Source organism: Angelakisella massiliensis (genome assembly GCF_900104675.1).
In the GTDB taxonomy this organism is placed as follows: domain Bacteria; phylum Bacillota; class Clostridia; order Oscillospirales; family Ruminococcaceae; genus Angelakisella; species Angelakisella massiliensis.
Genome location: NZ_LT629945.1, coordinates 2,544,703 through 2,557,945, shown reverse-complemented (window position 1 = coordinate 2,557,945; position 13,243 = coordinate 2,544,703). Strand labels below are relative to the sequence as shown.

At 54.6% G+C, this 13,243-nt stretch carries 12 protein-coding genes; 3 read left to right on the top strand and 9 right to left on the bottom strand.

From position 1 onward, the window contains the following. The first annotated feature begins 33 nt into the window (after nt 1–33). Nucleotides 34–843 carry a sugar phosphate isomerase/epimerase family protein gene (locus BQ5383_RS17600; protein WP_071434210.1) on the top strand — a complete coding sequence of 270 codons (810 nt, stop codon included), beginning with the start codon at nt 34–36 and terminating at the stop codon, nt 841–843. Between the two features lie 406 nt (nt 844–1,249). Here BQ5383_RS17600 and BQ5383_RS17595 read toward each other — a convergent pair whose 3' ends face one another. The 6 genes from BQ5383_RS17595 to BQ5383_RS17570 all read right to left on the bottom strand — a co-directional run bounded on the left by BQ5383_RS17595 (nt 1,250) and on the right by BQ5383_RS17570 (nt 7,629). Next, the gene (locus BQ5383_RS17595) at nt 1,250–3,616 is read right to left on the bottom strand and encodes a homocysteine S-methyltransferase family protein (protein WP_071434208.1); all 2,367 of its coding nucleotides are present in this window, start codon (nt 3,614–3,616) and stop codon (nt 1,250–1,252) included. Beyond that, nucleotides 3,606–4,280, bottom strand: coding sequence for a hypothetical protein (locus tag BQ5383_RS17590; RefSeq protein WP_071434206.1), 675 nt, complete (start codon nt 4,278–4,280; stop codon nt 3,606–3,608). The genes BQ5383_RS17595 and BQ5383_RS17590 overlap by 11 nt, the downstream gene beginning before the upstream one ends. A gap of 45 nt (nt 4,281–4,325) precedes the next feature. Further along, nucleotides 4,326–4,577 carry a hypothetical protein gene (locus BQ5383_RS17585; RefSeq protein WP_071434204.1) on the bottom strand — a complete coding sequence of 84 codons (252 nt, stop codon included), beginning with the start codon at nt 4,575–4,577 and terminating at the stop codon, nt 4,326–4,328. A 39-nt stretch (nt 4,578–4,616) separates the two neighbouring features. Beyond that, nucleotides 4,617–5,489, bottom strand: a complete 873-nt coding sequence (metF, locus tag BQ5383_RS17580) for a methylenetetrahydrofolate reductase [NAD(P)H] (RefSeq protein ID WP_071434202.1) — start codon at nt 5,487–5,489, stop codon at nt 4,617–4,619. 129 nt (nt 5,490–5,618) lie between these two features. Continuing rightward, the gene (locus BQ5383_RS17575) at nt 5,619–6,986 is read right to left on the bottom strand and encodes an MATE family efflux transporter (protein WP_083390049.1); all 1,368 of its coding nucleotides are present in this window, start codon (nt 6,984–6,986) and stop codon (nt 5,619–5,621) included. 175 nt (nt 6,987–7,161) lie between these two features. Next, nucleotides 7,162–7,629: a YbaK/EbsC family protein gene (locus tag BQ5383_RS17570; protein WP_071434200.1), complete on the bottom strand. Its 468-nt coding sequence runs from the start codon at nt 7,627–7,629 to the stop codon at nt 7,162–7,164. A gap of 229 nt (nt 7,630–7,858) precedes the next feature. Here BQ5383_RS17570 and BQ5383_RS17565 point away from each other — a divergent pair, with 229 nt between their 5' ends. Further along, on the top strand, nt 7,859–8,530 hold the full coding sequence (locus BQ5383_RS17565) for a hypothetical protein (RefSeq protein ID WP_071434198.1): 672 nt from the start codon (nt 7,859–7,861) through the stop codon (nt 8,528–8,530). A gap of 193 nt (nt 8,531–8,723) precedes the next feature. Here the strand turns inward: BQ5383_RS17565 and BQ5383_RS17560 are convergent, their stop codons facing one another. The 3 genes from BQ5383_RS17560 to BQ5383_RS17550 all read right to left on the bottom strand — a co-directional run bounded on the left by BQ5383_RS17560 (nt 8,724) and on the right by BQ5383_RS17550 (nt 12,166). Further along, the gene (locus BQ5383_RS17560; RefSeq protein WP_071434196.1) at nt 8,724–9,218 is read right to left on the bottom strand and encodes a pyridoxamine 5'-phosphate oxidase family protein; all 495 of its coding nucleotides are present in this window, start codon (nt 9,216–9,218) and stop codon (nt 8,724–8,726) included. A gap of 196 nt (nt 9,219–9,414) precedes the next feature. Next, nucleotides 9,415–10,701: a helix-turn-helix domain-containing protein gene (locus BQ5383_RS17555; protein ID WP_071434194.1), complete on the bottom strand. Its 1,287-nt coding sequence runs from the start codon at nt 10,699–10,701 to the stop codon at nt 9,415–9,417. A gap of 397 nt (nt 10,702–11,098) precedes the next feature. Further along, the gene (locus tag BQ5383_RS17550) at nt 11,099–12,166 is read right to left on the bottom strand and encodes a hypothetical protein (protein ID WP_071434192.1); all 1,068 of its coding nucleotides are present in this window, start codon (nt 12,164–12,166) and stop codon (nt 11,099–11,101) included. Nucleotides 12,167–12,628: 462 nt separating this feature from the next. On the opposite strand from BQ5383_RS17550, the gene BQ5383_RS17545 reads away from it, so the two are divergent. Then, the gene (locus tag BQ5383_RS17545; protein WP_071434190.1) at nt 12,629–13,240 is read left to right on the top strand and encodes a TetR/AcrR family transcriptional regulator; all 612 of its coding nucleotides are present in this window, start codon (nt 12,629–12,631) and stop codon (nt 13,238–13,240) included. Nucleotides 13,241–13,243: the final 3 nt, after the last annotated feature.

The window sequence follows — 13,243 nt, the reverse complement described above, 5'->3', positions numbered from 1 at the left end:
CTTGTGCGATTAACACAAAAGGAGCTGATTAAGATGAAATTTGCTTTTTCCACCTTAGGCTGTCCCAATTGGAGCTGGAAGGAAATTTTTGCGACAGCAAAGGATATGAAGATTGATGGGATCGAGATCCGTGGCGTAGGCAGTGAGATGTATGCTCCCCGCATCCCGGAGCTGAGCCCTGAGCAGGCTCCTGAAACCCTGCGCAGCCTGAAGGAAGCGGGTCTGGAGATTCCCACCCTCACCTCGGGCGCGGTCATCGGTATGCCTGAACGTCTGGAAAGCGGGATGCAGGAAGCAAAGGACTACCTGGAATTGGCGGGACGATTGAAGGTACCTTATGTCCGCATTATGATTTCCCCCCAGCCGCAGCCGGAAGCAGTGGACCTGGAGATGGCCAAAAAGGCGTATCTGGAGCTGGTTGATTTCGCCAAAGCCCACGGTACCTGCGCGCTGATTGAGACAAACGGTGTGTTGGCGGATTCCACCACCATGGCCCGCTTTATGGAGGGGACTGATCCCCAGGCGGCGGGCGTATTGTGGGATTTCCACCATCCTTACCGCTTCTGCAACGAAACTCCTGAGGTCACCTTCCGCAACATTGGAAAATATGTCAAATATACCCATGTAAAGGATTCTGTCTATCATGACGGCAAAGTGGTCTACCGGATGATGGGATATGGCGATCTGCCGGTCTTTGATATCCTCAAACTGCTCAAAGACAATGGCTATGACGGCTTTATCACCCTGGAGTGGGTCAAGAGATGGAATCAGGAGCTGCAGGAACCGGGCATCGTGTTCTATCACTACAATACTTATATGAATTATTTGATGGAGCAGCTGTAAGCTTCTGCATCAAAGGCAAAGCCCCTGGAAAGACGCCAAAAATCTTTCCGGGGGCTTTGAGGGTATCGAAAAAGTTTGGACACGTTTTCGAAGTATTGGGTGTCCTCCGGATACGCCGCCAGTTTCTGAAGAAATCAGCGGCGATATCCCCGGTTTCGCGCCCCGGTGAAAACAGATCGTGGTGTAAAAATCAGATGCAAGTCCTGATTTTTATGGTTTGGAGATTTAATTCTTCTTTGAAGCAGTTTTTTTACAGGCTGAAAGCCCCTGGAAAGAAAAAAGTCTTTCCAGGGGCTTTTTAAATCATGAATATTTTGGCGGCTGATTTAGCCGGACAGCAAAAGAAGGCGTTGGCAGGAAAAACGGAAAACAAAGATTGTCCACGCACCTTGGAAGGAACCTCAGCTTATCCTATTACCTGTCGGGCGATGTCCACCCCTTCCTTAGCGTCCCGGGCATAGAAATCGGCGCCGATGGAGGCGGCATAATCGGCGGTAAGCACCGCGCCTCCCACCATCACCTTGCAGGGAAGTTCCCGCTGCCGCAGCAGAGCGATGGTTTCCGCCATGCTCCCAAGGGTGGTGGTCATCAGAGCGCTCAGTCCCACCAGGGGGGCATGGTGCCGTTCCACCGCGTCGGCAACCTGTTCTTTGGGAACATCCCGTCCCAGGTCCACCACCGTATAGCCGTAGTTTTCCAGAAGCACTTTAACGATATTTTTGCCGATGTCATGAATATCGTTTTTCACGGTGGCCAGAACCACTGTCCCTTTGCTCACCGAGCCGGATGAGGTGGAAATTTTCTCCTTGACTACCTCAAAGGCGGCCTGGGCGGCGCCTGCGGACTGGATCAGCTGGGGCAGAAAGATTTTTCCACTTTCAAAACGGCTGCCTGCCACATCCAGGGCGGGAATCAGCCGGGTGTTGACTACCGTCATCGGCTCCTCAGTTTCCAAGAGGGTTCGGGCCGCTGCGGCGGCTTCTGTTTTCAGGCCATGTTCCACAGCGTATTCCAGCGTTACGGAGGAAGGGGAGGATGGAGAAGCGGCAGGGGCGGGAGAGGTGTCGCCGCCGTATGCAGCTACAAATTCCCGGGCATCCCGGTCCTTGCCGGTGAGGAGATGGAAGGAACGCACCGCCGCCATCATGGCGTCCAGGTTGGGGTTGAGGATGGGCAGTGTCAGTCCGGCCGCCATGGCCATGGTGAGGAAAGCCTGGTTCACCAGAGGCCGGGCAGGCAGGCCAAAGGAGATGTTGGATACCCCCAGTACCGTTTGCAGCCCCAGCTCCTGACGCACCCGGCGAACCGCCTCCAGGGTCTCCACAGCGGAATCCTGTTCCGCGGAAACGGTGAGGGTGAGGCAATCAATGTACACATTCTGGCGGGGAATCCCCAGGGAAACAGCCCGGTCCAGAATCCTGCGGGCAATGTCGAACCTTTCTGCGGCGGTTTTGGGAATGCCTTTTTCATCCAGGGTCAGGCCCACCACTGCCGCTCCATATTTCTTTACCAGCGGCAGCACCGTGGACAGGGAGCGTTCCTCGCCGCTGACTGAGTTGACAATGGCCTTTCCGGCGTAAACCCGCAGGGCTGCTTCCAGAACCTCCGGCTTGGTGGAATCGATCTGAAGGGGAGCGCCGGTCACACCCTGCAGCGCTTTTACTGCCCGGACCATCATCTCCTTTTCATCGATGCCCGGCAGCCCCACATTCACATCCAGAATATCAGCTCCGGCGGCGGTTTGCTCCAAAGCCTGTCCCAGAAGATAGTCCATATCCTCCCGCAGAAGCGCTTCCTTGAACTTCTTTTTGCCGGTGGGATTGATCCGCTCGCCGATAACCCGCACCCGGTCCAGGGGCACCACCTGGGTGGCGCTGCACACAGCCGCAGGCACTTCCACCACCTTCCGGCGGCTGACCTTGCCAGAGACAGCCTGGCGGAGAGCGGCGATGGTGGCGGGAGAGGTGCCGCAGCAGCCGCCCAGGAACCGGATCCCCCGGTCAGCCAGCAGGGACATCTGCCCCGCGAATTCCTCTGGGGTCACATCGTAAACGCCGGTGAGAGGGTCCGGCAGACCGGCATTTGGTTTGGCAATGAGGGGAAGATTGGTATAGCGGGCCATTTCCTCCAGAATAGGGGCCAGCTGGGCGGGTCCCAGGGAGCAGTTGAGACCGATGGCGTCCGCTCCCATTCCGGTGAGGGTAAGGGCCATGGCGGCGGCGGAGCAGCCGGTGAAGGTCCGGCCGTTTTCCTCAAAGGTCATGGTGCACAGCACCGGCAGGGAGCTGTTTTCCTTCACAGCCAGCAAGGCCATCCGCATTTCCGCCAGATCAGTCATGGTTTCAATGACCGCCAGGTCGGCCCCGGCGGCGGCTCCAGCCCGTACCTGTCGGGCGAATATTTCATAGGCATCCAGAGGAGAGAGGGTCCCCGCCGGTTCCAGCAGCTGACCGATAGGTCCCAGGTCCAGCGCTACCAGGGCTTTTCCGGCTGCTGCCTGACGGGCCAGATCCACCGCGGCGGGGATCACCAGCTCCGGGGTCAGCCCCCAGCGAGCCAGTTTTTTTTCACTGGCGCCGAAGGTGTCGGCATACAAAATATCTGAGCCAGCCTCCCGATAGGCACGGTGGATATCCAGCAGCCACTGGGGATGCTCCAAGGCCGCCGATTCTGGAGGGGCCCCGGCGGGCAATCCCTTTTGCTGCAGCATGGTGCCCATGGCGCCGTCCAGCAGGATGGGCCGGTCCAAACTCAGTAAAGTATTAACGTCCACAATATTCCTCCTTTTTCCGGTAAGGGCAGTTTTCCCGTGCGGAGCAGCTTTCACAACGCCGCTGACCTGCAGGGGTGAGAGGGTGCTCCGATACGCCGATGATGGCGGTGACCGATTTGCGGGGGGTCAGAATAGAGCTGTCACTGGCGCATAATCCCAACCGCTTGGGGGCCTCCAGCAGGGACAGAAAGGCCTCCTGAATGGTAAGAGGCAGGTCTCCATAACCAGGGCTGTAACGGGTGGTAAAGAAAGCTCCCGGCAGGCGGGCTTTCATTTGTTCCTCCGCTCTGTCGCATACCTCTTCGATGGCGGCGGTACAGCAGCTGTCCAATACCACGGCTTTGGACAGATCCTCCACCTGCGTCCGCCGCAGCAGCTGGTCTGCTTCATGACCCAGGGTGGCGCAAAAAAGCAGCGCCCGGTCACACCCCTCCAGGTGGCGGCGGATATCAGAGCCCTCCAGAGGCAGTCCTCCCGCGGACAGCTTGTCAGAGATGCGTTCCAGGGGCAGCAGGCGCCACAGGTAGCGGGGGTGGATCGATGAGAGCAAAGGTCCAAGAGCTTCTGTTACCAGACGCCGGGAATCCTCGTCCTGCTGGGCACAGCCCAGATAACGCAAAGCCTCTCCAACAGGAAAGGTTTCAAAGTCGAGAGTAATTTCCATGGGCAGTGTTCCTTTCAGCTGAAAAAATCAAACTTTTACCGTCAATCAGGGAATAAAGTCCCACCAATGCACGGGTTTGACCTTAAAACGGTGGCGGCCAATGCCTTTTGAGGGATGTCCCGCGGCAAAAGCTTCGGCGCATTCCGCCATTTGATAAAAGCGCTGGAAATTCAAAAAGAACTCCCGGCGCTTTTTGCTGGAATCCCCTGATGGTGGGAAAAGAAGGAAGGCATTGTTTGCCGCAGCCGTATGTTTCCTTTCTTTCAGAAAACAATCTGCGAATAAGCCGCCCTTCATCCCTTATGAAAAATCCATCAGATGGAGGAAATGATTTTTTTACAGCAGGGAAGAAACATTGTCCCAGATCCGCCGAGCCACCTGGGGATTGTTCATTGTGTACAGATGGATACCTTCCACACCATTGGAAATAAGGTCCACAATCTGATCCACAGCGTAAGCGATGCCGGCGTCCCGAAGGGCTTCGGGGCGATCACTGTAGCGGCTCATCATCCGGCTGAACTTGGCGGGAAGGCTGGCTCCGCAGAGGGAAACCATCCGTTCGATCTGCCGTTTGTTGACCACCGGCATGATACCCGCTTCGATGGGAACGTTGATCCCTGCGATACGGGCCCGCTCCACAAAGGAATAGAAGAGGTTGTTATCAAAGAACAGCTGGCTGACCAGGTGTTCCGCCCCGGCGTCCACCTTTTTGCGCAGGTTGAGCACATCAGTGACCAGATCGGGGCACTCACAATGTCCTTCAGGATAGCAGGCCGCGGAGACGTGAAAATCTCCCTGCTCTTTGATAAAGGAAATCAGTTCCGCAGCGTAATGAAAATCTGTGTGGGGCGGAATGTTGGGATTGATATCTCCCCGGAGAGCGAGAATATTGGTGATTTCCGCTGCTTTCAGGTCCTCCAGCAGGGAGGCGATCTCCTGGCGGCTGTAGTTGACGCAGGTGAGATGGGCCAGAGCCGGGATATGGTACTGTCCCTGAATGAGCGCAGCGATATCCCGGGTGGGCTGATCCTTCCCGGAGCCTCCCGCGCCGAAGGTGACGCTGATAAAATCCGGGGACATTCCCTGGAGACCGTCCAGGGTACGATAGATGGTATCCACCGGACTGTCTTTCTTGGGCGGAAAGATCTCAAAGGAAAATACCGGACGGCCCTCGGTCTTTTTGCGGGCGAAAATTTCTGCGATGCTCATGGGGACTCCTTTCTCACCGGGCGGGAAATACTCCACGACTCCGGAACGCTGTCACGATTCATGGTGAAAAGTTTACTCCATTTTTCCCCATATTGCAATCAATTTTTTTCTCAAAGGCAAAAACAGACTTCAGGACTGCTGTGTCACCACGGCTTTATTCCGCCAGCCTCCATGGAAATAAGCGACACCGGAGACAATGACGCCCACCAGCCAGCCCACCACATAGCAGAAGAACATATTGTCCCGCCCAAACAAAGCGTCCAGCAGATAAGCGGCGGGCACTCTGGCCAGCCACAGGGAAAGGATACTGCTGATCATGGGGATCATCATTTCACCGGCTCCCCGCATGACGCTGGAAAGGGTGAAAAACAGCGCCAGCAGAAAATAGAAGGGAAGAACCCGGTTGAGATAGGCCATACCCGCGTCAATAACGGCGGGGGAGGTGCTGAACATCCGCATGAATACCGGGCCGAAAGGGAGCAGCAGCAGGTTTGCGCCCAGGCAGAAGCCCCAGGACATCACCAGTGCGGAGCGTGTTCCGGAACGGACCCGGTCCATTCGTCCGGCGCCGATATTTTGTCCCACAAAGGTGGTCACGGCGGTACAGAAGCTTTGGATGGGCATAAAGGCGAAGGTGTCCAGCTTGTTTGCGCCATTGAAACCGGCAATAAAGTCCGCACCGTAGCGGTTGACCAGAGCCTGAAGGGTCATAATGCCCAGGGAGAAAAGGGCCTGCTGAATTCCGGCGGGAATACCCAGGCGGATCAGCTGGGAAAAAAGCTGCCGTTCAAAGCGGAAGCTGAAGGGGTGGATCTGAAGCATGGGATACTTGCGGTTGATATAGAAGATGCCGAAGATCCAGCTGAAAATCTGAGCGATGATGGTGGCGATGGCCACTCCTGCCACGCCCATGTGGAAGACGATGACAAAGGTCAGATCCAGCACGATATTGATCACGCAGGCGATGGCCAGAAACAGCAGGGGAGTACGGCTGTCCCCCAATCCCTGAAGGATACCGGCGTTGACGTTATAGCCCAAAGTTCCCACAATGCCGCCGAAGACGATGAGAACATAGGTCCGGGCGTCAGCCATGGTATCGGCGGGAACGTTCATCAGCCATAACAGCGGGTCGGTCAGAAGCAGTCCGATGACGGTCAGGGGAATGGCGCCCACCACCAGGGCGGTATAGATGGTGTCCACTGTGCGGCGCACTTTTTCATGATCCTGAGCGCCGTAATACTGCGCTACCATGACAGTTGCGCCGATGCCCAGCCCCATGAACAGGGAGCTGAGCATAAAAATCAGGGGAAAGCCTGTCCCGACGGCGGCCAGGGCGATGGTTCCCACATACCGGCCCACCACGATGCTGTCCACCATATTGTACAGCTGCTGAAAAATGTTTCCCACCAAAAGAGGCAGGGCAAAAAAGAAAATCAGACGGGCAGGGCGGCCCTGAGTCATGTCGGTCATGCCATGGCTGCTTTGCTGGCTGCTCATCCGTAAAACCTCCTTCTGTTTGACTTTGGTCAGAGTGTTGTTCATTCATCCTTTAAGAGTGAAAAAGTAGCTGAAAAGAAGGGCTCCCGTTTCTTTTTAAACGATGCCGTTGTTCCCCCAAATTTACAGGGAACCCATAAAGCCTTCCGCAAAAAACGTGTCGGCTGGGCAACGGTTATTTTAATACACAGACCTCCACCCATTCCAGAGCTCCGGAAGCGCGTTCCAGCTCCTCACAGGTCAGACGAACTGCCGAATGAGCAGTGCCGCAGGCGGGGAAAACAGTGTCAAAGCGCTTTAAGGAAACGTCCAGATACACCGGCAGCGGAGCCGGCAGTCCAAAGGGACAGATTCCGCCGGCGGGATGGCCGGTAAAACGCAGGGCATCCTCTGGGGAAAGCATTTTGGCCTTGCAGTGAAAACGGGCCTTGAAAGCTGCGTTATTGATCTTGGTGTCTCCGGCGGTGAGCAGCAGCATTGCGCTTTCTCCATGCTGCAGGGTGAGGGTTTTGGCGATGCGGCCCGGTTCCACCCCCAGAGCCTGAGCCGCCAGTTCCACGGTGGCGGTATCCGCCTCAGGAACGATGATCCGCTCCTCCAGCCCCATGGCCCTCAAATGTTCTTTTGCTTCATTCATTCCCATGTTTCTTCCTCCTTGATCATGGTCCTGTCCACCAGTATAGCACAGACTTCGCCGTCGAAAAAGGGGGGGACAGCAGCGGAAAACTGTGATATGATAGACAGACAGAAGGAAAGGGAAGAAACAGTACTTTTCGTCTGTGTGAAAATATCCGTACAAGGTATTTTTTCGCCTTTCCATCTCATACTAACAGCAAGATTTCATGTAAAAAAACGGAACAGGAGGAAGTTCCATGAAGCAGTTGATTTCACTGGTATTGATTTTTGGATTATTGACCCTTGCCGCCTGCGGGACAAAGGAGGAAGCCTCCTCATCCGCTTCCAGTGAGCCGTCTTTATCCACCCCCAGTTCGTCCGCCTCTGAACAGGAGAAAGCTCCCACGCCCGAGGAGCTGCTCAAAGGGGTGGGGGAAACTCATCTGGAAAGCAGCTTTTTTGACTTTTCCCTTGAGCTTTCCAGCGGATGGCGATTCCTGTCCTCCGGGGAGCTGGACACCGCCAGCAGTCTGGCGGAAAGCCAGATGGAGCAAAAGGAGATCGATGGAGAACGTCAGGACAGCGAGGCGCTGACCCAATTGACCATCATCAATGATGAGCTGGCGGCCAGTCTCCAGTTCCAGTGTATGTCCTGGGCGGAAGGGGACAGTGTACAGGCTGCGGATACGCTCCGTCAAAGTCTGCTGGAATACTTTCCCGATTTATCTGAACCTTCAGCGGTCACCATTGCAGGCAGCACCTGGCTGCGGATGGAATGTGGGGTTACCCTTACTCCCACCGGCACAAGTGCCCGGCAGGTGATCTGGGTACAGGTGCGGGATGGCTGGCTGATGCAGATCGCCGGTGTGGCAGTGACCTCAGCGGAGCCTTTGGATAGTCTGCTGGAGACCATGAAGCCGATGGAATAATCATATGGATGTAAGCCGATGACACTTGAAATAAGGCGGAAAGCCGGAAGAAGCTGACAGAAAAAGATTCAGCATCACAATGAAACAGGCGCACAGAAGGGTATGGACAGATATCCTCCTGTGCGCTTGTTTTTTGCCGTCCAGTGAAAAAGAAATCAGGTATGGTTCAGCGCCTCACAGCCATCATGAAAAATCATGCGTTACCGCCCCGGACAAGCTCAATGGCTTCCTTGCCGGAAAGATGCTCCACGGTCATTTCCAGCAGGCACAAGGGCCCCCACTCGGAATCAATGACCCTGCTGCGATTTTCAGCTGTATCATTGGGGGCATATTTTTGAGCCAATTTTTCAATGGCGGCCCGTTTCCGGGAATCTTCCTCCAGAATGTGTATCCGGCCAAAGGCGATGGCGCTGCGGAACCAGGTGGTATAGGTTTCCGGCTTGACGTCGTCCTGATCGATGACGCAGAAGGAAGCCTTTTCACAGCCCCGGATGGCATCCAGTTTGTGTCCCGCTTTTGCACAATGGAAATAAATCCGTCCATCATCCCACACATAGCTGAGAGGAACCCCGTAGGGATATCCTTCATCCCCCAGCAAAGCCAGAACACCGCAGCTGCCCCGCTGCAGGATCTCCACGGCTTTTTCATGGGAGAGGGCTTGTTTTTTTCTTCTCATTTCCCGAAACATCACTGATAAACCTCCTGTTTGAAATATGAAAATAAAAAACGCCTGTAAACCATCCCTGCTGAGGCCTGACGGAATGGTTCCTGGCGTTTACCCGGCGGCAAAATAATGAAACTGCCGTTAACATATCACAACGGGCAGAAAATGTCAAGAGAACTGGGAAAAGGAATGTTTTCGCCGGGCCCATTCCCGGATGATCTTATACTTTGGTCCGCTTTTTCTGCCGAAGGCGGAAATAAACAAACACCGCGCCCACTGTCTCCAGGCAGTATATGGGTCCGAACACCTGGTCCATCAGCGCCATCCTTCTTCGGGCCTGTTCAAGATGCTGCTGTGTGTAAACGGTGATGGGCAGAATTTCTCCATCTAAATGACCGTATTTCCAGCTCCAGACAGATTGGTTGCGGCGCAGAAAGGTACATAAAATGTTTCCCTGATTATCGGTGATGGTTTCAGTAAGAGCCTCCTCCTCAGTGATGGGATTGCCGCTTTCATCATAATACTGGACCGGCCCCACGGGAGCAGGAGGGACTGCCTGATCTGCCGCAGTGTCTGATGGGTCCCAGGGAATATCCTGTTCCATAAATTCTTTGAAGGAATCAAAGTCCTCAAAGACGATCTTTTCAGAGATGAGGGTGGGGTCCCCAAAGCCCTTGAGCCCTTGATGAACGAATCCTGTTACGGTAAGCAGAACTGCCAATCCCGCGGCGCACCAACCCTTGAGGGAGGACCGATACCGTGCCTGCTCCGGATTACAGGGCCGCAGTCTGCCGTTTCGTATCAGCTGGTGATTGACCAGCCACACCACGCAGCACCAAAAGATTACTGCTGCCAGGGAAAAGGGAAGACCATAAGCCATCAGGCTGTCGCCGCTCAGACCCAGATAGGCGTCCCCCGTCAGCAGTACCAGAGGAAGAGTAAAAGCGAACAGTACCGCTGTCAGTCCAAGGATTCCCTCCGCCCAAAGAACGCACCGATACCGGTAGTCATCCACCTGGGGCTGCTGAAATTCCTCACCGCTGACCGCCAAGAAAGCACTGTTGAGACAGATAAGCTGCGTTATCGCTGCCGCCAGAAAAAAGACCGCTCCGGCAAAAAAGCCCAGATAGGCACGAAGAAAAGCCAGATTCCCAGTCAGTGCCGCCAGCAAGCCGCATCCTGACAGTCCGGCGGCAATGGCGCTGCGGCTTTTATAGCGGGAAAAGCTGGCTGCCAGTACCCTCTGACGCAGTTTGGGGCTGAGGGAAGGTTCCTCCTGTTCCGATGAAGGAACATTTTGACGGCGTCCCCGGAGCAGTTCGTCGCTGGTGACGCCGAACAGTTCAGCGATGACCGGGATCAGGGAAAGGTCTGGCGCCCCTTCTCCCCGTTCCCATCGGCTGATGGATTTGTCCGAAACATGAAGCTTGTCTGCCAGCTCTTTTTGGGTAAGACCGGCGGTTTTCCGCAAAGCGGCAATGAAAGCCCCCATGGCGTTTGATTCCATAACTGATTCCTCCTGCGTGGGTTTTGATTTTTGGGATGGTTCTGCCCTGATTCTAGCTTTTTGTCTACCGGAACGCCACCCCAAAGCGCGAGAATCCGCTCTCGTTTTCAGAGAACCGGGCACGGGCCCGGCGCCAAGTCGCGCGCCCAATTGGTTTTTTGCCTGCAATTGCGGCCCGCGTCCGGAGAAAGTGGAAACGGCGATGTTTTTCTTCCGGGCTGGAGTTCAGGGCAGGTTACGCTTCTCATGGGCTTTTCATATGGATTTAGTCCCACATACAAACACAAAAAATATGATCGGGTATAACTAAGTATTTAGAAAAATGGAACCTGTGGCTGTTTCACTTCGCTTTATTTTTGCTCCGGGATTTGTTTGGATATGATCGCAGCAAAGAAAGTTAACTGTCCATCACAGTTGCACGGGGGTTCTGTTCCATGATCCAGCTTTCCACCTTGGGCAGTTCCGCCTGCCCTCCGGCCCAAAATTCCAGTTGGAAGGTTTTCCCGGATGTGGTTTGGAGAATTAAACTTTTGGCCATGCCGTAGGTTTTGCCATAACGAAGGCTTCGGACCGAAACGATTTCATCAACAAGGATCAAAGACAGGCGGCCGCCGTGACGGCAGATCAGGCAATGGGAAAGAAGGTGGACCTCTCCCATAAACAGCTTGCAGATGGGGTGCGGCTGCTGGAACTCCAGCTGGATCTGCTCCTGCCGCTGCAGGGGGAGCGTGTCCCAGGTTTGATGGAAGCTGCGGGTCCCCACTGTGAAGGCTACCATCAGCATCATTATCCATAAGGCCGGCGGCGCTGCCAGTACAATGGCGGGCAGTCCTCCTATTGCCACTAGATAACCCAGCAGCAGAAGAAGGCACAGACAGGAGCCTAAAAGCCGCCGAAATTCACGGAAATGAAAATCCGACAGGATTTCCGGGCGGGTCGGTTCTGACAGCGGAAACTCATGCTGTGGGGCAGGCTTTTGTTCTTCCACCACAAAATGAAATTCCCGTCCTTTGAGCAAAGATAGCTCTGTGCGGCCATCAGGCCAAATCTGAGCACGGTATACGCCATTGGGTTCAGCCTGAAAAGAAATGCGTCCCGATACTGCCGCCCCGCCGGAAGCGCCCTTGGGCGCCCGCAGCATCAGCCGTACAGTCGTCAGCCCCGGAGAGGCATAAAAAGCCAGCCCTTTTTCTCTCCCGGGATGGTGGGCAGCGGAAAGGAGAAAAGGGGAACAGACGATTCCCTCCTCACAGGTCAAATCGCCTTTGTATGCAGGCTGGCCGCCAAAATACAGGCAGATGAGCGCCGCTCCGGGATGCTTGCGGGAAAATCGCTTGGCATTTGCGGCGCGGCGTCTCGAATCTCTCCAGATACTCAATAAAATCAAAAGGGCGATTGCCCCAAGGATCGCCAGTATTTCTGTATTTTCCAATGGCCGGTTCCACAGTGCCAGGAAATTTTCCATCTGTTCTTCGGCTCCTCTCAGTCAAATCCTTTTCGTGCTGTCCTCAAAAGGGAGCAATACTGTCCCCTTGGCTTCCTGTTTTCTGCAATACAGAAGCTGGAATACCCCAAAGCTTGATACACTGCCAGAATATACAGAACTTTTCTTGATTCCAATGAAACCTGTGCCCATATTCCCGCTTTTGGTCCCTTTGCAGTGGGTGGTGGGCAGGTCGGATATTTGTGATTTTAATAAAACTGTCCTGTGAAAAATAAGTTTTGTACTCTTTTGGCCCACTGGTGATAAAAAAGAACTTTTCGTCCTCAATTTGGGGATACTTTTTATCATAGCAAAAGAAAATTGGTTACTCAAGTGAGGAAGACGGCAAATATTGCATTTGAACAAAGTTCAAATTCTTCTTGACAAAAGCAGATGAATGGGATATTCTATGGATATGAACAATGTTCAAATGGAGGTGACACAATGAATCCTTTTTCTGACCGTCCCCGGGAAGCCTTGCTGGAAGCGGCTGCCGCGGTTCTGGCGGAGGAGGGTCCTGAAGGGCTGAACATCCGCCGGGTTGCCGCCCGCTGCGGCGTTTCGGTAGGTACGGTATACAATTTTTTCCGGGACAAAGAGGAGCTTACTCTGGCAGTGGTGGAGCAATTCTGGAAGGGATTGTTTACCTCCATGCCCGGTCCGAGGGGAGGCGGCAGGCCGGATCTGGTGCACCATATCCATATCATTTATCAGGGATTGTGGGAAAGTCTGCGGCCCCTGGGACCAAAACGGATACGGGCGCTGCTGCCGGATGATCGTCAGGGGAGCGCAACACCCCTGAGCCGCCGTCCGCCCTTTGATCAGGTGACCAAAGGGCTGGAACAGCTGCTGCTGGCGGACCCTGATATTTCCACGGAAACCTGGAATCAGGTGATGAATCCGGCACGGGCAGCGGAGTGGATTTTTGATAATCTTCTTCTGTCATTGCTGCGGGGGGAGGAATCACCGGAATTTTTTATCGCCGTGTTGGAAAGCTCTTTATATCGCCGCTCCACACAGGCGGGAGTGAAAAAGCAAGAAAACAAGGAGGAATAAGCC